At 72.0% G+C, this 19,823-nt stretch carries 16 protein-coding genes; 12 read left to right on the plus strand and 4 right to left on the minus strand.

What is annotated here, in order from left to right; translation table 11 throughout:
- Window positions 1-2: 2 nt before the first annotated feature.
- From E9934_RS14285 to E9934_RS14300, 4 genes are read left to right on the plus strand one after another with little or no spacing between them, the layout of a single operon-like run.
- Window positions 3-1,181, plus strand: a complete 1,179-nt coding sequence (locus E9934_RS14285; RefSeq protein ID WP_136563569.1) for an acyl-CoA dehydrogenase family protein — start codon at window positions 3-5, stop codon at window positions 1,179-1,181.
- 35 nt (window positions 1,182-1,216) lie between these two features.
- A complete protein-coding gene (locus E9934_RS14290) occupies window positions 1,217-2,428 on the plus strand; it encodes an acetyl-CoA C-acetyltransferase (RefSeq protein WP_136563570.1) in 1,212 nt (403 codons plus the stop codon).
- A gap of 32 nt (window positions 2,429-2,460) precedes the next feature.
- Window positions 2,461-4,638: a 3-hydroxyacyl-CoA dehydrogenase NAD-binding domain-containing protein gene (locus E9934_RS14295; RefSeq protein WP_136563571.1), complete on the plus strand. Its 2,178-nt coding sequence runs from the start codon at window positions 2,461-2,463 to the stop codon at window positions 4,636-4,638.
- Between the two features lie 13 nt (window positions 4,639-4,651).
- On the plus strand, window positions 4,652-5,287 hold the full coding sequence (locus E9934_RS14300) for a TetR/AcrR family transcriptional regulator (RefSeq protein WP_136563572.1): 636 nt from the start codon (window positions 4,652-4,654) through the stop codon (window positions 5,285-5,287).
- 77 nt (window positions 5,288-5,364) lie between these two features.
- Here the strand turns inward: E9934_RS14300 and E9934_RS14305 are convergent, their stop codons facing one another.
- Window positions 5,365-7,545 (minus strand): MMPL family transporter, encoded by a 2,181-nt coding sequence (locus tag E9934_RS14305; RefSeq protein WP_238694963.1) that lies wholly within the window; start codon window positions 7,543-7,545, stop codon window positions 5,365-5,367.
- A 148-nt stretch (window positions 7,546-7,693) separates the two neighbouring features.
- On the opposite strand from E9934_RS14305, the gene E9934_RS14310 reads away from it, so the two are divergent.
- Window positions 7,694-8,866 carry a sensor histidine kinase gene (locus E9934_RS14310; RefSeq protein WP_202977316.1) on the plus strand — a complete coding sequence of 391 codons (1,173 nt, stop codon included), beginning with the start codon at window positions 7,694-7,696 and terminating at the stop codon, window positions 8,864-8,866.
- Entirely contained in the window at window positions 8,797-9,459 is a 663-nt protein-coding gene (locus E9934_RS14315; protein WP_136563573.1) for a LuxR C-terminal-related transcriptional regulator, read from the plus strand. The genes E9934_RS14310 and E9934_RS14315 overlap by 70 nt, the downstream gene beginning before the upstream one ends.
- Window positions 9,460-9,493: 34 nt before the next feature.
- On the opposite strand, the gene E9934_RS14320 is transcribed toward E9934_RS14315, so the two are convergent.
- A complete protein-coding gene (locus E9934_RS14320) occupies window positions 9,494-10,270 on the minus strand; it encodes a hypothetical protein (RefSeq protein ID WP_136563574.1) in 777 nt (258 codons plus the stop codon).
- Between the two features lie 201 nt (window positions 10,271-10,471).
- Here E9934_RS14320 and E9934_RS14325 point away from each other — a divergent pair, with 201 nt between their 5' ends.
- The 4 genes from E9934_RS14325 to E9934_RS14340 all read left to right on the plus strand — a co-directional run bounded on the left by E9934_RS14325 (window position 10,472) and on the right by E9934_RS14340 (window position 14,179).
- Window positions 10,472-12,082 (plus strand): RNA polymerase sigma factor, encoded by a 1,611-nt coding sequence (locus tag E9934_RS14325; RefSeq protein WP_158295011.1) that lies wholly within the window; start codon window positions 10,472-10,474, stop codon window positions 12,080-12,082.
- A 498-nt stretch (window positions 12,083-12,580) separates the two neighbouring features.
- Complete coding sequence (locus E9934_RS14330) at window positions 12,581-13,228, plus strand: nitroreductase family protein (protein ID WP_136563576.1); 648 nt, start codon at window positions 12,581-12,583, stop codon at window positions 13,226-13,228.
- Window positions 13,218-13,703 (plus strand): DUF3592 domain-containing protein, encoded by a 486-nt coding sequence (locus E9934_RS14335; protein WP_136563577.1) that lies wholly within the window; start codon window positions 13,218-13,220, stop codon window positions 13,701-13,703. Before E9934_RS14330 ends, E9934_RS14335 begins: the two co-directional genes overlap by 11 nt.
- The gene (locus E9934_RS14340) at window positions 13,700-14,179 is read left to right on the plus strand and encodes a glutathione peroxidase (RefSeq protein WP_136563578.1); all 480 of its coding nucleotides are present in this window, start codon (window positions 13,700-13,702) and stop codon (window positions 14,177-14,179) included. The genes E9934_RS14335 and E9934_RS14340 overlap by 4 nt, the downstream gene beginning before the upstream one ends.
- Window positions 14,180-14,480: 301 nt before the next feature.
- On the opposite strand, the gene E9934_RS14345 is transcribed toward E9934_RS14340, so the two are convergent.
- The gene (locus E9934_RS14345; protein WP_136563579.1) at window positions 14,481-16,853 is read right to left on the minus strand and encodes an MMPL family transporter; all 2,373 of its coding nucleotides are present in this window, start codon (window positions 16,851-16,853) and stop codon (window positions 14,481-14,483) included.
- Between the two features lie 54 nt (window positions 16,854-16,907).
- On the minus strand, window positions 16,908-17,507 hold the full coding sequence (locus E9934_RS14350; RefSeq protein ID WP_136563580.1) for a TetR/AcrR family transcriptional regulator: 600 nt from the start codon (window positions 17,505-17,507) through the stop codon (window positions 16,908-16,910).
- 109 nt (window positions 17,508-17,616) lie between these two features.
- Between E9934_RS14350 and E9934_RS14355 the strand changes: the two genes are divergently transcribed.
- Complete coding sequence (locus tag E9934_RS14355) at window positions 17,617-18,114, plus strand: hypothetical protein (RefSeq protein ID WP_136563581.1); 498 nt, start codon at window positions 17,617-17,619, stop codon at window positions 18,112-18,114.
- A gap of 69 nt (window positions 18,115-18,183) precedes the next feature.
- Window positions 18,184-19,707: a flotillin family protein gene (locus E9934_RS14360; protein ID WP_136563582.1), complete on the plus strand. Its 1,524-nt coding sequence runs from the start codon at window positions 18,184-18,186 to the stop codon at window positions 19,705-19,707.
- The last annotated feature ends 116 nt before the right edge of the window (window positions 19,708-19,823 follow it).

Below are 19,823 nucleotides of genomic sequence, written 5' to 3' on the forward strand. Positions count from 1 at the left end.
CGATGACCGTCGCAGATCGTCAGATCGACCTGACCAGCGAGGACACCCGGGCCGAGCTGGCCGCCGTCTCCGAGTTGGCCCGCGACTTCTTCACCAAGGAGGTCGCGCCCCGCTATGAGGAGTTCGCCGCGGCCGGCGAGCCCGACCGGGCGCTCTATCGCCGCGCCGGCGAGCTCGGCCTGCTGTGCATGTCGATCCCCGAGGAGTACGGCGGGGGCGGCGCCACCTTCGCCCACGAGTCCGTGCTCTTCGTCGAGCAGGCCCGGTCCGGTGAGCTGTCGATGCAGCTCGGCGTGCACTCCGGCATCGTGCCGCACTACCTGCTGTCCTATGCCAGCGAGGAGCAGAAGCAGCGGTGGCTGCCGAAGCTCGCGAGTGGTGAGTGGATCGGCGCGATCGCGATGACCGAGCCCGGCACCGGCTCGGACCTGCAGGCCATCGCCACCAAGGCCATCCGGGACGGCGACGACTACGTCATCTCCGGCGCCAAGACCTTCATCTCCAACGGCGCCACCTGCGACCTGCTGATCATCGCCGCCAAGACCGACCCGTCGCAGGGCGCCTCCGGCCTGTCCCTGTTGGTGGCCGAGGTCGGCCCGGCGGCAGGCGACGTGACCGGCTTCGAGCGGGGCCGCAAGCTCAAGAAGATCGGCCAGAAGGGTCAGGACACGACCGAGCTCTTCTTCGACGAGCTCCGGGTCCCGGCCGCCAACCTGCTGGGCGGCGCCGAGGGTCAGGGCTTCTTCCAGCTGATGGAGCAGCTGCCGCAGGAGCGCCTGATCATCGGCTCCGCCGCCCTCGGTGCGGTGGAGGGCGCCTACGAGCACACGCTGGCCTACGTGCGCGAGCGGCACGCGTTCGGCAAGCCGCTCTTCGCCCTGCAGAACACCCGCTTCGAGCTGGCCGAGATCGCCACCACCCTCGAGGTGCTGCGCTCCTTTGTCGACGACGCCGTCGCCCGTCACGTGCGCGGAGAGCTCGACGTCAAGCGGGCCGCGATGGTGAAGCTGTGGTGCTCCGAGCAGCTCACCGACGTCCTCGACCGCTGCCTGCAGCTGCACGGCGGCTACGGCTACATGGAGGAATACCCCATCGCCCGGATGTACGTCGACGGCCGGATCTCGCGGATCTACGCCGGCGCCAACGAGGTCATGAAGGACCTCATCGCCCGCTTCCTCTGACCCTCCATCTTCGAGAAATCTCCAGGAGATCCTCCATGTCCGACGCCTTCATCTACGAGGCCATCCGCACGCCCCGGGGCCGGGGCAAGAAGTCCGGCTCGCTGCACGGCACGAAGCCCATCGACCTGGTGGTCGGGCTCGTCGACGAGCTGCGGGTCCGCTTCCCCGACCTCGACCCGGGCCTCATCGACGACATCGTGCTCGGCGTGGTGTCGCCGGTCGGCGACCAGGGCGCCGACATCGCCAAGGCCGTCGCGCTCAAGGCGGGCCTGCCCGACACGGTCTCCGGCGTCCAGCTCAACCGCTTCTGCGGCTCGGGCCTGGAGGCCGTCAACACCGCCGCGCAGCGGGTGCGATCGGGCTGGGACCAGCTGATCGTCGCCGGGGGCGTCGAGTCGATGTCGCGCGTGCCGCTCGGCGCCGACGGCGGCCCGTGGGCGCTCGACCCGATCACCAACTACGACGCCTACTTCATCCCGCAGGGCGTCTCGGCGGACCTGATCGCCACCGTCGAGGGCTTCAGCCGCGAGGACGTCGACGCCTACGCCGTCCGCTCGCAGCAGCGTGCCGCCGCAGCCATCTCGGGCGGCTACTTCACCAAGTCGATCGTGCCGGTCCGCGACCTCAACGGCACGATCCTGCTCGACCACGACGAGTTCGTGCGGCCCGACACGACGCTGGAGTCGCTCGCCGGCCTACAGCCGTCGTTCGCGGCGATGGGGGAGATGGGCGGCTTCGACGCCGTCGCGCTGCAGAAGTACCCCTGGGTCGAGCGGATCGACCACGTGCACCACGCCGGCAACTCCTCGGGCATCGTCGACGGCGCCGGGCTGGTGCTGATCGGCAACGAGGCCGCGGGGACGGCCGCGGGGCTCACGCCGCGTGCCCGGATCGTCTCGGCCGCGGTCAGCGGCGCCGACTCCACGATCATGCTGACCGGCCCAGTGCCCGCGACCGAGAAGGCTCTCGCCCTCGCCGGCCTGACGGTCGACGACATCGACCTCTTCGAGCTCAACGAGGCCTTTGCCTCCGTGGTGCTCAACTTCCAGAAGAAGCTCGCGATCCCCGACGAGAAGCTCAACGTCAACGGTGGCGCGATCGCGATGGGCCACCCGCTCGGCGCCACCGGCGCGATCATCACCGGGACCATGGTCGACGAGCTGGAGCGCCGCGGCGCCCGCCGAGCCCTCATCACCCTCTGCATCGGCGGCGGGATGGGCATCGCCACCGTCATCGAGCGCGTCTGAGCGCCCCACTCTTCAGCGAAGGAAACGAACTCATGAGCGACAACATGTTCGGCTGGGAGATCGGCGCGGACCGCGTGCTGGTCCTGACGATGGACGACCCGACCCAGCCCACCAACACGATGACCGAGCGGTGCATCACCGATCTCCGCGCGACCGTCGCCCGCCTGCAGGCGGAGAAGGACTCCTACGACGGCGTCATCATCACCTCGGCCAAGGACACCTTCTTCGCCGGCGGTGACCTCAACCTGCTGATGAACGCCGGCCCGGACGACGTGGTTGCGATCAGCGAGGGGCTCGACGCCTACAAGGAGTGTTTCCGGGCGATCGAGACGCTCGGCAAGCCGGTGGTCGCGGCGATCAACGGCACCGCGCTCGGCGGTGGCTTCGAGGTGGCCCTCGCGGCGCACCACCGCATCGCGCTGGACAGGAAGGGCTCGCTGCTCGGTCTGCCCGAGGTCACCCTCGGCGTGCTGCCGGGCGCGGGGGGCGTCACCCGCGTCGTACGGATGATCGGCATCGTCAATGCCGTCCTCAACGTGGTCGGCCAGGGTCAGCGGATGAAGCCCGCGAAGGCTCTCGAGGTCGGGATCATCGACCAGGTCGTCGCGACCGAGGACGAGATGATGGCCGCCGCCAAGACCTGGATTGCTGCGAACCCCGACGCCGCCCAGCCGTGGGACCGCAAGGGCTACAAAATCCCCGGCGGCACACCCGCCTCGCCGGCGCTGGCCGCGAACCTCCCGGCGTTCCCGGCCAATCTGCGCAAGCAGCTCAAGGGATCGCCGATTCCGGCTCCGATCTCCGTGCTCGCCACCGCCGTCGAGGGCGCGCAGGTCGACATCGACACGGCGTTCGCGATCGAGACCCGCTATTGCGCGAACCTCATCTGCGGCCAGGTCTCGACCAACATGATCAAGGCCCTCTTCTTCGACCTCAACGCCATCAACAAGGGCGCCTCGCGGCCGGCCGGATTCGAGCGACGTGCGGCGGAGAAGGTCGCCGTCCTCGGCGCCGGGATGATGGGCGCCGCCATCGCGTACGTCGTGGCCCAGTCCGGCGCCCAGGTCGTGCTTCGCGACGTCAGCGTCGAGGCCGCCGAGCGCGGCAAGGACTACTCGCGGGCTCTGCTCGACAAGGCGGTCGCCAAGGGACGGATCACCGCCGACAAGCGTGACGAGGTGCTGGCGCGGATCCTCGCCACCGACGACGTGGCCGACGTCAAGGGCGCCGACTTCGTCGTCGAGGCCGTCTTCGAGGACCTGGAGCTGAAGAAGAAGGTCTTCGCCGAGGTCGAGCCCTACCTCGCCGACGACGCACTGATCGCCACCAACACCTCCGCCCTGCCGCTCAGCGAGATGGTCACCGCCGTGTCCCGGCCCCGCGACTTCATCGGGCTGCACTTCTTCTCACCGGTCGACCGGATGCCGCTGCTGGAGATCGTGGTCGGGGAGGAGACCGGCGACGAGGCCGTCGCCCGGGCCTTCGACTTCGCCCAGCAGATCCGCAAGACGCCGATCGCGGTCAAGGACGTCTATGCGTTCTACGCCAACCGCGTCATCGGCGAGTTCGTCGACCAGGCGGTGTCCATGCTCGGCGAGGGCGCCCACCCCGCCAGCATCGAGCAGGCCACTGCGCAGGCGGGCTTCCCGACCGGTGCGCTGGCGCTGCTCGACGAGGTCAACATGCGCACCACCCTGAAGATCCAGCGCGGCGCCGTCGCGGCCGCCGAGGCCGAGGGACGCGACTACGTCACGACCCCCGGCACGCCGATCCAGGAGCGGATGGTCGAGGAGCTCGACCGGCCCGGACGCCTCGCGGGGCGCGGGTTCTACGACTACGCCGAGGACGGCTCGCGGATCGGGCTGTGGCCCGGTCTCCTCGAGCACCACCACCGACCCGAGGTCGAGATCCCCTTCGAGGACATGAAGGAGCGGCTGCTCGTCGCCGCCGCGCTCGAGGCGGCCCGGTGCCTCGAGACCGGGATCGTGCGCACCGTCGCCGACGCCAACATCGGCTCGATCATGGGCATCGGTTACCCGGCCTGGACCGGCGGGACCCTGCAGTACGTCAACGGCTACCAGGGCCCCCTGGGCAACGGGCCGGCCGGCTTCGTCGCCCGCGCCGACGAGCTCCGCGCGCGCTACGGCGACCGCTTCGTCGTACCGCCCGGGCTGCGGGAGCTCGCGGCGACCGACCGTTGCTATTTGTGACAGGCTCCGGGATGTGAGCGCCGAGACGACTGAACCGCGCTGGCGCCGGCTCGGGCCGGACGCGCGGCGCACGGACATCCTGGTCGCGGCCGTGCGGCACTTCACCGACCGGCCGTTCCCCGAGGTGGGGATCGCGGCGATCGCGGAGGACGCCGGGGTCACCCGCGCCCTGGTGCATCACTACTTCGGCACGAAGCGCGGGCTCTACCTGGCGTCGGTGCGGGCGATGATGTTCGTGCCCGCCCTCGACGGGGCGCTGCCGACCGACGTCGGCCGGCCCGAGCGGATCCGGGCGATCGTCGGCTGGCTGATGGACGTGGTGGAGCAGCACGGTCGCAGCTGGCTGGCGATGGCGGGGAGCGGCGCCGGCGACCCCGAGGTGCAGGCGGTGCTCGACGAGGCCGACGACCTCGCCGCCGAGCGGGTGCTCGACTACCTCGGCTTCGCGGGCGATGCCGCCCAGCTGCGCGACGCGCACGCCGCGGTCCGCGCCTTCGGCGGCCTGGCCAAGGCGATGGGCCGCGAGCTGGTCGAGCGCCGCTCGCTCACCGGCGACCAGGCTCGGAGCCTGCTGTCCTCGGCGCTCGAGGCGATGCTCGACGACCTCGACGACCTCGACGACCTCAACGGGCTCGAAGGGCTGGACTGACTGGACCGCACGTCGCCCCCGGCTCGACGTCGAGCCGGGGGCGACGGACGGGGTCACCGGGTCACCGGGTCACGGGGTCACCGGGAGCCAGCGGTCACCGGCACCAGCACGCCGTCGCGTGACGCCCACTCGGTCGGCGCCGCCGAGTCGCCCGGGAGCGTCGGGGCCGCCGGGCGCTGTCGCCGCGGCCAGGCCCGCTCGCCGAGGAGCACCAGGATCGCCGGGAGCGCGACCAGCCGGATCAACGTCGCGTCGACGAGGATGGCCGCCGCCAGGCCCACGCCCATCATCTTCATCTCCAGCATCGAGAGCGTCGCGAAGATCGCGAACACCGAGACCATCACCGCGGCCGCGCTGGTGATCACGCCGGCCGTGTCGGTCACGCCGCGGCGGACGGCCTCGCGGGCCGGGACGCCCCGGTCGACGAGCTCGCGGATCCGGCTGAGCACGAACACGTGGTAGTCCATCGACAGGCCCACGAGCACGACCAGCACGAAGATGGGGATCCAGTCGATCACGAAGCCGGGGCTGGAGAAGTCGAGGAGGCCCTCGCCGACGCCGTGTTGGAAGACGATCGCGAGGATGCCGAAGGCGACCCCGACCGACGCCAGGTTGAGCACCGTCGACACCACGCCCAGCAGGGTGCTGCGGAAGGCGAGCACCATCATCAGCATCGTCAGCAGCAGCACGAACGCCAGCAGGATCGGCAGCCGCTCGGACTGCTTGTCGGTGTAGTCGAGCGAGTCGGCCGCGCCGCCGCCGACGGCCCACTCCGACCCGTCGAGGTCGCCGAGCGCGTCCGGCAGGGTCTCGCCGCGCAGCAGCTCGATCGCCTCCGTGGCCCGGTCGTCGGACTCGTCCCACGGCAGCGCGAGCTCCAGCACCGAGGTGGCGCCGTCGCTCGACGTACGCACGGCGGACGCGTCGTCCGCGGACGCGGCGACCTCGTCCAGAGCGGCCTCGCGGGCGATCCGGTCGCCGCCGTGGACGACGATCCGGGCGGAGGTGCCCTCGTTGGGGAAGGCGTCGGTGACCCGCTGCCATGCCTGCACGGCGGCCAGGTCGTCGGGCAGCGTCTCCGCGCTGGCCTGGTGGGTCCGCATCGAGAGCGCGGGGACGGCGAGGGCGCCGATCACGACGACGGACAGCGTGAGCGCCGCGACGGGGTGCCGCACGACGGGTCCGACGAGCCGGCCGCTGATCGCGCCGGTGCCCATCCGCCGCGTGATCCGCCACAGCAGCGGGATCCGCGGCCGGTCGACCCAGCGGCCCAGCTTGGCCAGCAGCGCGGGGAGCACGGTGATCGAGCCGAGCACGGCGACCGCGACGACCACGATCGACCCGACGGCGAGTGAGTTGAAGGTGACGTCGGTCAGCACGAAGAGTCCGGCCATGGACGCGATCACGGCGGCGCCCGACACCAGGATCGCGTGCCCCGAGGTCTCGGCGGCGATCGCGACGGCGTCGAGGTGGGAGCGGCCGGCGGCGCGCTCCTGCCGCTCGCGCTTGAGGTAGAAGAGGGAGTAGTCGACGCCGACGGCCATGCCGATCAGCACGACCATCGAGAAGACCGTCGGCTCGGCCGGGACGACGTGGGAGATCGCCGCGGTCAGACCGATCGTCGCGCCGACGCTGGTGGCCGCGAGCAGGACCGGCAGGCCGGCCGCGATGAGCGCCCCGAAGGCGAGCAGCATCAGCAGCAGGGTCACCGGCAGGCTGATCACCTCCGCGGAGCGCAGGTCCTCCCCCACCCGCTCGTCGATCGCGGCGCCGATGGAGACGTCGCCCGTCTCCTCGACGAGGAGGTCGGGATGGTCGGTCCGGACGCCGGCGGTGGCGTCGAGCAGGGGCTCGGCGTCGACCTCGTCGGAGGTCAGCTCGACGGCGACCAAGACCGCCTGGCCGTCCGCGCTCGTCACGGGCTCCGCGATGGCGGCGACCCCGGAGAGTCCGGACATCGCGGCGGTCACGTCGGCAGCGGCCGCGGCTGCTGCGCCCGGGTCGAGGTCACCGGCGCGGGCGGTGATGAGCACCAGCTCCGACGGCGCCTCCTCCAGTCCGGCGTCCTCGAGCAGCTCGGCGGCCCGGCCGGACTCGCCGATGCGATAGTCGGCGTCGGTCGCCTCGTTGGTGGGGACGGTGGCAGCCAGGCCGACGGCGATGGCGACGAACAGCAGCCAGCCGCCGATCGCCCGCCAGGGGTGGGTCGCGCTCCAGCGTGCCGCCTGCACGGGCAGGGCGGACAGTGATCTCCTCATGGATCTCCTCATGATGGCTCCTGGGACTCGGGGGGAGGGATGTCTCCACGCTCCCGTCCCGGGGCGTCGCGGTCAGGGGTGGTGCGACCCGAGGAGTGGTGGTGCCTGCACCACTGCCCCGACGGCTGCGGACGGGCAGGATGGGGACGTGCCTGCCACTGCATCGACCGCGCCCGGACCCGCCGGACCCTTCCGGGTCACCGGGTACGCCGTCGCGCAGGTGCTGCTGTTCCCGCTCGCGATCGTGCTCTTCGTGCTGACGGTGGTCAGCGCCGTCCTCGTCGTCGCGTGGATCGGGATCCCCCTGCTCCTCGTGCTGCTGCCGGTCCTGCGGTGGATCGCCGACCTGCACCGCCGGATGGCGGCCCGCACGCTCGGCAGTCCGGTGCCCGCGCCGTACGCACCGCTGCCGGAGGGAGCTCTCGCCGCGCTGCGGGTGCGCGCGACCGACACCGCGACGTGGCGCGACCTGCTCTGGCTGCTGTGGGCGATGACGGGCGGCTTCGTCCTCGCCGTGGTGGTGGTCGTGGTCTTCCTCGCCGTCGTCACCTTCCCGGTGTGGTTCTTCGGCTCGCCGCCGGTCATGCGGATCCGGGCGGCCGTCGACCGGGCGATCCTCACCGTCGGGCGGACCGACCGCCTCGAGGAGCGGGTGCACGCGCTCGCCGAGTCGCGGGCCGACGTCGTCGACCACTCCGCCGCCGAGCTGCGGCGCATCGAGCGCGACCTGCACGACGGCCCCCAGGCCCGGCTGGCCGCCGCCGCGCTGAGCCTCGGGCTGGCCGAGGACCTGTTCGAGACCGACCCGGTCACGGCCCGGCGGCTCATCGGCGAGGCCCGCGCCACGACGTCGACCGCACTGGTCGAGCTGCGCGACGTCGTCCGCGGCATCCACCCGCCCGTCCTCGCCGACCGCGGGCTGAACGGCGCCGTGCGGGCCCTCGCCATCGACATGGCCATGCCCGTCGAGGTCGAGTCGGCCGTCCCGCGGCTGCCGGCTCCCGTGGAGTCGGCGGTCTACTTCGTCGTCGCCGAGTGCCTCGCCAACGTCGGCAAGCACGCCGCCGCCGACAGTGTCCACCTCTCGTTGCACCACGACGGCCGGGTGCTCGCGGGCAGTGTCGCCGACGACGGCCGCGGGGGCGCCGACCCACGGCGCGGCAGCGGACTCCAGGGGATCGCCACGCGGCTGGCTGCCTTCGACGGCACGATGGCGGTGTCGAGCCCGCCCGGTGGCCCGACCGTCGTCCGATGGGAGGTGCCGTGCCCGCCGCTCGCCTCGTCCTCGCCGAGGACCATGCCCTCCTCCGCGCCGGCCTGATCCAGCTGCTCGAGGCCAAGGGCTTCGAGATCCTCGCCGCGGTCGACAACCTGCCGGAGCTGCAGCGGGCGCTCGCCGACCCGCGTGCCGACGCAGCCGTGGTCGACGTCCGGATGCCGCCCACGTTCACCGACGAGGGCCTGCGCGCGGCGATCGAGGCGCGCGCCGCCCGGCCGGGCTTCCCGGTCCTCGTGCTGTCGCAGTACGTCGAGCAGCTCTATGCCCGCGAGCTGCTGGCCTCCGGCGAGGGAGCCGTCGGCTACCTCCTCAAGGACCGGGTCGGCGACGTCACGGAGTTCGTCGACGCCCTGCACCGGGTGGCGGCCGGCGGCACCGTCCTGGATCCCTCCGTGGTGGCGGCCGTGCTGGACCGCCGCCGTGATGCCCCCGTCGAGCGGCTCACGGCCCGCGAGCGCGAGGTCCTGGCGCTGATGGCGGAGGGCCGCGCCAACGCCGGCATCGCGCAGTCGCTCGTGGTCACCGAGAAGGCGGTGGCCAAGCACATCAACAGCATCTTCGCGAAGCTCGACCTGCCGACCGACGCCGACGACCACCGCCGGGTCCGCGCGGTCCTGGAATGGCTGCGGGTCTGACCCGAACCCGACCGGTGGAGTGCCGCGCTCGCGGTCAGCGAGCGAGGGCCGCCACCAGCTCCCGGGCATCGGCGGGCTGCAGCGGCAGCTCCTCGACCCACATCCGGCAGCGGGTCGAGAGCCGCTCGTCGAGCTTGGCCGACAGGTTGTCGAGGTGGGGGTTGAGCTCCGGGGAGCGGCGCGCGAGGGCCACGAGACGGCGCGGCGTCACCTCGGCAGCCGTGCCGCAGGCGGGCAGCTGCTGCTCGAGGAGGTCGGCGGCCGCGGCGCGGCGCATGGCGTCCTCGAGCGCACCGAGCGACGCGGTGCTCCCCGTGCTCTCAGCGCCGTCGGTGCTCCCCGCAGCGCCGGAGGCGAGCTCGATCACCACCAGACCGTGGGTCCGCGACACCTCGCGCTCCGAGGTGTGTCCGTCGGCCGCCGCGCGGTAGAGGTCGGCCACCTGGGCCTGGAGGTGGTGCAGGGTCGCGAGGCCGGTCAGCGGGTCGGCGCAGGTGAGGCACGTGTAGTGCCGCTGGACCGCATCCCCCCAGGCGAGCGCGGCTCGTCGTACGAGATCGGGCGGGGCGGGCATCCCGTCGATCGCCATCAGCGTGGCGTCCAGGTCGCGCAGGCAGACGTCGAGGCTCTCCCCCTCCAGGGCGTACGTCGTCCCGAACTCCTCCGCCGCGACGCCGAGGACGGCGTCGGGGACACCGTCGGGGCTGGCGGTGATCAGGACGGCAGCGAGGGCGCGGCCACCCGCCGGGATGACCGCGCGGGGCAGCGGCTGCGGTGGGACGGCGCGGTGCCTTCCGGGCTGCTGGTCCATGGTCCCTCCGCCTTTCCGGGGCGCTCGGTTCTGGACAGGCCTGACGATGACCTGACAGTGACCTGACACCGCAACCGCCGGTTGATGACGCGACACCCGGGATCGGATCTGGCCCGGTCTGACGCCGGCCTGCGCCGTGTGGTGCGCGTCATGTCCCGAGGCCGACCGGCACTATCCACGGTCTCGTCCGTTGGACCTCTCGTGACGGCTGCACTCTCGGAACTCGACGACGACCGCGCGCTCCTCAGCCGCGCGCGCGAGGGGGACCAGGACGCCTACGCCCAGCTCTTCGCCCGTCACCGCGCCTCAGCCGTCAGCTTCGCGACCCGGCTCGCCGACGCCGACCACGCCGAGGACCTCGTCGCCGAGGCGTTCGCCCGCGTCCTCGACGCGCTGCAGCGCGACCTCGGGCCGACCGTGTCGTTCCGCTCCTACCTGCTGACCTCCATCCGGAGCGTGTGGATCAACACGCTGCGGGCCGAGCGACGCTATGACCTGATCGACGACTACGAGACGCTCCCCCCGACCGAGGAACTGAAGTTCGTCGACGATCCGGAGAAGCGCTTCGACGACCGTGCGGTCGCCGAAGCGTTCGAGCGTCTGCCGCAGCGGTGGCAGGCCGTGCTCTGGTACACCGCGGTCGAGGACCTCCCGCACGGCGAGGTCGCCGACCTGCTGGGCATCAAGCCCAACGCGGTCGCCGCGCTGAACTTCCGGGCACGCGAGGGCCTGCGCAAGGAGTACCTCAGCTCGCACATCGCCGACGCCGCCGACCCCGCCTGCAGCACGTGGGCGCCGCTGCTGCCCGCCCACGCCCGCGGATCCGTCGACCGTCGCAAGAAGGCCGGGCTGACGGCCCATCTCGACGAGTGCGTGTGCTGCGCTGCCGCGCTCGCCGATCTCGACGACGTCAATCGGCGCCTCGGTGCCCTGCTCCTGCCGGTCGTGCTGGGCCCTGGTGCCGGCGGCTTCGCCCTCACCGCGGGCGCCGGAGGGCTCTGGGCCGCGATCGGCGCCTGGTGGCTGGGTGTCGTGGACTGGGGCCGACGCCTGGTCAGCAACGGGTCGCGCTGGGCGCTGGCCGCGGCCGTGGCGGTCGTCGGCGTCGGTGCCGCCGTCGCGGTGCCTCTCGTCGCCGGGGAGTCGGACGAGCGCCCGGCGTCGGCGTCATCGGCCGCGGCGCCGGACACCGCTGACCCCGCCGACACCACCGACACCACCGACGCCGTCGAGGACGCCGCCCGACCGGCGCCGGTCGAGCCGGTCGATGCTGCGCCGACACCGACGGTCGAGCCCGCCCCGGCCCCGACCGTCGGCCGCGGGTCGGTCGACCGCCCCCGCCCGGTCGACCCGGTCGACCCTGCTGTTCCCAGGGACCCGGCGGACCCCACCGAACCCGTGACCCCGACCCCTCCGGCGGCGCCCGTCGTCGACGTCGCGCTCGGTGGGCCCGACGTCGACCAGCTCGCCGTGCTGCGCCACACCCTGTCGCGGGTCGTCCTGCCGGTGCGCAACGTGCCGACCGACTCCGTGGTCACCGTGACGGTCACCAACGTCGTCGGCCTCGCCTGGGCCGGGGGAGCGGGCTGGCGCTGCCCGGCCGCCCTCGGTGGCCTTCCCGACGGGGACCTCCAGACCACCACCACGACGATCACCTGCACGTGGACCGGCGCTCGGAGCGCGAGCGTGGAGCTGCCGATCCGGTTGATGACCTCCGGCAGCTCGGAGCTTGCCGCGCGGGTCGCGCCGCCCGCCGGCCACGACGACCCGAGGCTCGGCAACAACACCGCCACCGCCGTGATCCTGCCCTGATCCTGCGCTGATCGGGCGCTGATCGGGCGCTGATCGGGCGCTGATCGGGCGCTGATCGGGCGCTGAGCCTCGGCTGAGCCCGGGCCCACCGCCAGCAGGTGGCCCTGCTCGTCGCGGAACTTCTGAAATCTTTTTTCCGAAGTCGCGTAAGGAGCGGGCGGGTCGACCGTCGGATGGGGTGAGGGACGCCAAAGAAACGTCCCGTCCGCCCAGCCGACCGAAGGAGTGCGCACGATGTCCCAGTCCCCACGCGTGCCGCACGTCCGGAGAGCAGGCTGAGGTGTCCGGGAAGCGAGCGGCGGGGCGATCCCACTGGTGGCGGGCGCTGACCCGTCGCCGGCCCACGTCGGGCCCGTCGGATCGCGCGGGAGCCCATCGCGCGGTCCATCGTGGCCGTCGCAACCGGACATCGATGGCGGAGGGAGCGGTCGGGGAGCAGGCGGTGGCTGGGGGGGCCCGCCTGCTCCCCGGACCCCCTCCTCCTCGATACTCGGAGGCATGAACCCGGTCGACATCGCCGAGCCGCTCCGGTCCCGCTGGAGTCCGAGTTCCTTCGACCCCACCCACGAGCTGACGACCGCCGAGCTGAGCCGGCTGCTCGAGGCCGCCCAGTGGGCGCCGAGCGGCGGCAACCGGCAGCCGTGGCGCTTCTTCGTCGCGCCCCGCGGCAGCGCCGTCCACGACGTCCTGGTGCCCCACCTCAGCCGCGGCAACTCCGGCTGGGTGCCCCGCGCCTCGGCGGTCCTGATCGCCACCGCGCTCCTGGCCGACGAGGGCGAGGAGCCCGGCGACCCGACCTTCCCCGCCTACGGCGTCGGCCTGGCCGCCGGCCAGGTGGTCCTGCAGGCGCGGGCGATGGGACTGCACGCGCACCAGTTCGCGGGATTCGACCACGACGCCGTGGCCGCTGCGCTGGAGGTGCCGGCGCACGCGAAGGTGCTGACCGGGATCGCGGTCGGGAGGCGCGGCGCACCGGACGGGATGTCGGAGCGCGACGCCGAGCGAGACCACCGCGAGCGCCGCCGCCTCCCGCTCGCCGAGATCGCCTTCGGCGCGCGGTGGGGCGAGCCGTTCCCCGGCCTGCAGGCCTCCGGCCCCACGGTCGCCGAGGTCGCCGAGGCCGCCGAGGACCCCGGTGGCGCCTGACGACCTGCCGCGCACCGGGAAGGTGGTTGCCGGCCTCGTCGTTGCGTTGCTGCTCGTCAACCTCCCGCTCGGTCACCACCTGTGGCAGGAGTGGCGGCTCGACCGCGACGGACGGGACGTCGTCGCGGAGGTGAGCGCCACCGACGTACTCAAGGAGGAGACGGACCCGCACTACGTCGTGCGCTTCCGCCTGCCCGAGGACGTCGATCCCGAGGAGCGGGTCTGGCCGGCCGACGTCACGCGTGCGTCCTGGCAGCGGGCGGAGGACAGCGGCGAGATCCGGGTCCGGGTACTGCCCGGCCGCCCCGGCACCCAGGAGGTCGAGGGCGCCCGCGCCAGCGCCCTGGGGCTGATCGTGGTCGGCGTGGTCGACGGCGTCCTGCTGCTGGTCGCCGCGATGCTCTGGCGCCACCACCGCCGCCGCGTCCACGACGCACCGGGGTCCGACGCGGGACCTGACACACTGCAGGCATGACCAGTCTCCACGACTTCTCCGCGACGTCCATCGACGGCCAGGAGGTCGACCTGTCGTCGTACGACGGCAAGGTGGTCCTCGTCGTCAACACCGCCTCCAAGTGCGGCTTCACCCCGCAGTACCAGGGACTCCAGGCGCTCCAGGACGAGTACGGCGAGCAGGGCCTCGTCGTCCTCGGCTTCCCCTGCGACCAGTTCGGTCACCAGGAGCCCGGCACCGAGGACGAGATCGCCACCTTCTGCGAGCGCAACTTCGGTGTCACGTTCCCGCTGTTCTCCAAGATCGACGTCAACGGCGACGACGCCCACCCGCTCTATCGGTGGCTCAAGGACGAGCAGGGCGGCCTGCTCGGCGGCAAGATCAAGTGGAACTTCACCAAGTTCCTCGTCGGCAAGGACGGCCAGGTCCTCGACCGCTATGCGCCCACCACCAAGCCCGAGAAGCTCGGCGGCGACATCCAGAAGGCCCTCGGCTGAGACCAGCCTCCGGGGCTCGCTCGGGCTGTAACACGCTGTTGGCGGCTCTATGCGACCTGCGTCGGGTGTAACACGTCGTCGGCCGACCTGGGCGGCCTGTGCCGGATGTACACGACCCGTGCAGCGGCGAAATCCGACGACACGGGTCGCCTACATCGATCAACAACGTGTTACAGGCCTGAAAGCCCCCGACAGTCCCGACAGCCCCATCAGCCCCACCGGCAACGCACCGCGCCCCCCGACCATCGGCGGTCGGGGGGCGCGGTGCGTTCGATGTGAGCGGTGCGACGGGTGACGAAGGTCAGACGCTCGCGAGCTCGCGGTCGGGGTCGAGGTCGTCGTCGAGGTCGGCGATGTTGAGCGGCGCCGAGTCGCGCTCGAGCGACTCGCCCTCGATGTCGACGTTGGGGAGGATCCGGTCCAGCCAGGCGGGGAGCCACCAGGCCTTGTCGCCCAGGATGTAGAGCAGCGACGGGATCAGGACCATCCGGACGATGAAGGCGTCGAACACGATGGCCATGGCCAAGGCGAAGCCCATCGACTTGATGATCGCGTCGTCCTCCATGATGAAGCCGGAGAACACGGCGATCATGATGGCCGCGGCCGCGGTGACGACGCGGGCGCTGTTGCGGAAGCCGTCGACGACCGCCTCATGGGTGGAGAGGCCGTGGACGTGGGCTTCGCGCATCCGGGTGACCAGGAAGACCTGGTAGTCCATCGCGAGACCGAACACCACACCGATCACGAAGATCGGGATGAAGCTGACCAGCGGCTGGCCGTCGAAGATCCCGAAGGCACCCTCCTGGAAGACCGCGACGGTCGCGCCGAGCGTGGCCAGGACCGACAGCAGGAAGCCGAGGGTCGCGGTCAGCGGGATCAGGATCGAGCGGAACACCAGCACCAGCAGGAGGAACGCGAGGCCGATGACGACCGCCAGGTAGGTCGGCAGGGCGCCGTTGAGCTGGTCGGACACGTCGGTGGTGATCGCGGTCAGGCCGGTCACGCCCACGACGGTGTCGGTCTGGTCCTCGATCGAGCTCTGGCCGGCCCGCAGGTCGTCGAGCAGGTCCAGGGTGGCAGGGTCGTCGGGGCCGGAGGACGGCGTGAGCTGGATGATCGCACCGGTCGCCGGGCCGTTGGAGGCACCCGTGTCGTCGCGCGGGGCGTTGGTCGCCACCAGCTGGGCGTTGGCGACGCCGTCCTGGCCGGCGGCCCAGTCGACGACCTGCTCGAAGGCCTCGTCGCGCTGGCCGTCGTCGGCGATGTCGCGACCGTCGACCACCACCACGAAGGTGCCCTGGCGTCCGGCGCCGAAGGCGTCCTCGCTCAGGTCGGCGGCCTTGCGCTGGGTGGTGTCGGAGGGGGCGGTGCTGTCGCTCGGGAACGCCAGGTACATCTGACCGATCGGGAGGGAGAGCGCGCCGAGGACGATGACGACGCCCGCCACCCAGGCCACCGGCGCCTTGGCGAGGACCCGCGCCCAGCGCACGCCGTTGTTGAGCACGCGACCGTGGTCGTCGCGGGTCGGACGGTACTTGCGGACCTGGCCGCCGAACGCCTTCGACTTGGTCACGCCGAGCAGGGCGGGCAGCAGCGTCAGCGCGACGAGTACGGCGATCAGGACCGTCGCGGCGGCGGCGAGGCCCATGCTCGTGAGGAAGGGGATGCCCACCACGGACAGGGCGGACAGCGCGATCAGGACGGTGAGACCGGCGAAGACGACCGCGGAGCCCGCCGTACCGACCGCGATGCCGGCTGCGTGCTGGCGGTCGTCGGTGTGGTGCAGCTCGGTGCGGTAGCGGGCCAGGATGAAGAGCGTGTAGTCGATGCCGACGGCGAGGCCGATCATCGAGGACAGGGCGGTGGTGGAGGAGCTGAGATCCATCACGGCGGTCATCGCGCTGACGCCGGCCATGCTGAGGGCGACGCCGAAGATCGCGTTGAGCAGCGGCATCCCGGCCGCCATCAGGGAGCCGAAGGTCAGCAGGAGGACGAACAGCGCGATCCCGAGGCCGATCAGCTCGGCGGTGCCGCCGGGCGCCTCCATCACGGCCATGCCCTGGCCGTTGGCCTCGGCGATCAGGCCGGTCTCGTCGGTGGTCTCGGCGAGGAGCTCCTTGAAGGCGTCGACGGACGCAGCGTCGAGGTCGGCGACCGTCTCGAGGTCCCACTCGAAGGACATGGTGCCGATCCGGCCGTCCTCGGACAGTGGGGAGACAGCGGCGGCGTCGGCCTCGGCAGCCGTGACGTCACCGCCGGACTCGGTGGCAGCGTCGACGTACATCTGGCGCTGGTCCTCGGCGGCGGCCGTCGGGTCGACGAGGCCGGGCTGGACGGCGTCGGGGTCCATCTGGGGCAGGCCGTGGATGGCGTCGATCAGGTCGGCGATGGCGGCCTCGTAGGGGGCCTCGTCGAGCGTGTGGCCCTCGGGTGCGGCGACCACGACGTTGACGGTCGCGTCGTCGAAGGCGTTGCCGGCGTCGGGGAAGAGCTCCTGCTGGATGTCAGCGGCCTCCTCCGACGGGATGCCGGGGATGGTGAACTCGTCGCTGAAGGGCTTGGAGGCGGTCGCGGCGATCGCGCCGACAGCGACGACCAGCACCAGCCATCCGGCGATGAACAGCGGCCAGCGCCGATAGGCGGTCGAGCCGAGGCGATAGAGCAGGCGGGCCATGTGAGGTCTCCTGGGGTGAGGGATGGTGCCGGGGTCTCCGGCGCGGGGAAGGGGTCAGGCGAGAGCGGTACGGGCGTCGGCGACCGTCGCGTCGAAGTGCTCGTTGAAGGTGTGGCTGGTGTCCTGGGCCGTGCGGTCCAGGGCGTCGTCGAAGCAGGTCAGCAGGAGGCGGAGCATCAGGCGGATGCGGACCTCCGGGAAGTCGGCGCCCTCGCGCTGGCGGACAGCGTCGCCGAGCAGCTCGGCGGCCCCCTCGAAGCGCTCGTGCACCAAAGCGATGAGGCGCGGCTCGGTGATGATCGCCTCGCGGATCGCGGTGATCGCGAGGTCCGGGGTCGTCTTCTCGGCCGTGACCTCGTGGGCCATCAGCACCAGGTCGTCGAAGAGGTGACCGGTCGGTCCGCCCCCGACGAAGGTCTCGATGTGGGCGGGGTCGATCTCGATCTCGGGCCCGAGGATGACCTCGGCCTTGCCGGCGAAGTAGTTGAACACCGTGCGGCGGGAGACGTCGGCCGCAGCGGCGAGGTCCTCCATCGTCCAGTTGTCGAAGCCGTGGTCGAGGGTGAGCTGCACGGCGCACGCCTGCAAGCGGTGCGCGGTCTCGAGACGCTTGGCCTCTCGACGGTTGATGCACAGCTCGGTCATAGAGTGCATCTTTGCATCGAAATGCACTTCAGTGCAACTTTGTGACCCCCCTCACATCCTGCGGAGCCCGGGCTGGTGGGCTAGCGTTCGGTCCATCTCCGGCACAGGGAGGGTTCTCGTGAGCATCTACGTCGTCCTCGGCATCGCGGGTCTCGTCGTGCTCGCGCTCTCCCTCCTGGTCGGCGACCTGCTCGACGGCGCCTGGGACGCACTCGAGGCGGACTGGATCTCGACCGCCGCGATCGGCGGCTTCGTCTCGGCCTTCGGGTTCGCCGGCGCGGCCGCGGACGGGGCAGATCTGGCGACACCGCTGACGCTCGCCATCGCCGGCGGCTCCGGCGTCGTCGTCGCCTGGTTCGCGTGGTGGCTGACCCGGCTGGTCAAGGACGGCCCCAGCGACGGCACCGTCTCGATCTCCGACGCGGTCGGTCTCCGCGCACAGGTCATCACCTCGATCCCCGGTGAGGGCTACGGCGTCGTGCGCGTCAACGTCGGCGGTCACACCCTGCAACTCAACGCCTCCGCCGCCCTCCCGATCGAGGCGGGGCGCGAGGTCGACGTCACCGGCGTCCTGTCCCCGACCGCCGTCAACGTCACCGAGGTGTGGCGCCCCTGACCACGGGGCAGGTCACCTGCCTCGGGTCCCGAACGTCCGACCGCCCGCCCACGAACGAAAGTCGACACCATGTCCTCAGCCATCTGGCTGCCGCTCGCCGGCATCGTCGTCCTCCTGGTCCTCCTCGTGCTGCTGGTCACCAGCCGCTACAAGGTCGCCGGTCCCAACCAGGCCTTCATCGTCACCGGCCGCAAGGGCAAGGCGGTGATCAACCCGGAGACCGGTGAGCTGTCGACCGACCTGTCGGGCCAGAAGGTCGTCCTCGGCGGCGGTGTCTTCGTCATCCCGTTCGTGCAGAAGCTCGCCACCATGGACCTGTCCAGCCGACGGATCTCCGTGCAGATCCGCGGCGCCGTGTCCGGGCAGGGCATCAAGCTCAACCTGGACGGCGTCGCCATCGTCAAGGTGGGCGGCAACGCCGACCAGATCCGGCTCTCCGCGCAGCGCTTCCTCTCCCAGCAGGCCGACATCGAGCCCTTCACCCAGGAGGTGCTCGCCGGTGCCCTGCGCTCGATCGTCGGCGGCCTCACCGTCGAGCAGATCATCCGGGACCGCGCGGCCTTCGCCCAGCGCGTCGCCGACGAGTCGGAGAGCTCCCTGACCGGCCAGGGCCTGATCCTCGACGCCTTCCAGATCCAGGACGTCACCGACGACGGCACCTACCTCGCCGACCTCGGCCGCCCCGAGGCCGCCCGCATCGAGCAGGCCGCCTCCATCGCCGAGGCCGAGGCTCGCCGGGCCGCCGAGCAGGCGCGGATCAAGGCCGAGGAGGAGATCGCGGTCGCCCAGCGCCAGCTCGCCCTGAAGCAGGCCGAGATCAAGTCCGAGACCGACGCCGCGGCAGCCCAGGCGGCCGCCTCCGGCCCGCTGGCCCAGGCCGACCGCGACCAAGCGATCCTGCTCGAGCAGGAGAAGGTCGCCGTACGACAGGCAGCGCTGACCGAGCGCCAGCTCGAGACCCAGGTCCGCAAGCCCGCCGACGCCGAGCGCTACCGCGTCGAGCAGGAGGCCGAGGGGCGTCGCAACTCCGAGATCGCCGCGGCGGAGGCCCGCAAGGCCGCGACCATCGCGTCCGCGGAGGCCCAGGCCGAGGAGGCCCGACTCACCGGTGAGGCCGAGAAGTCGCGTCGTGCCGCGCTCGCCGAGGCCGAGGCCATCGAGGGCGCCAAGCGCGGTGAGGCCGAGAAGGCCCGTCGTGTCGCCGAGGCGGAGGCGACCCGGGCCGAGGGTGACGCCCAGGCCGCCGCGACCCTGGCCGTCGGCCAGGCCGAGGCGGAGGCGATGGACAAGCGGGCCGAGGCGTTCGCGCACTACAACGACGCCGCCGTCCTGCAGATGCTGATCGAGGTGCTCCCGCAGATCGCCCGTGAGGTGGCCTCCCCGATCGCCGCCATCGACCAGCTGACGGTGCTCTCCACCGACGGCGCCGGCGCCCTGCCCAAGCAGGTCACCGACAACGTCGTGCAGACCCTGCAGATGCTCAAGACCTCCACCGGCCTCGACCTCGAGTCGCTCATCCACCGCTCCGTCGAGCGGGCCGCCAGCGGCATGGGTGGCCGGCCGGCCGTGGAGGCGTCGGAGGAGCAGGCCTGACCTCCCCGGTCATCGAGGAGCGAGCGTCAGCGGCGAGCCAGCCGGTGGTCGAGGTGCGAGGAGCGCCAGCGACGAGCCTCGAAACCACCGGGCCAACCTCCGCCAGGTGACCACAG

The sequence above is a fragment of the Nocardioides caeni genome (genome assembly GCF_004912195.1).
In the GTDB taxonomy this organism is placed as follows: domain Bacteria; phylum Actinomycetota; class Actinomycetes; order Propionibacteriales; family Nocardioidaceae; genus Nocardioides; species Nocardioides caeni.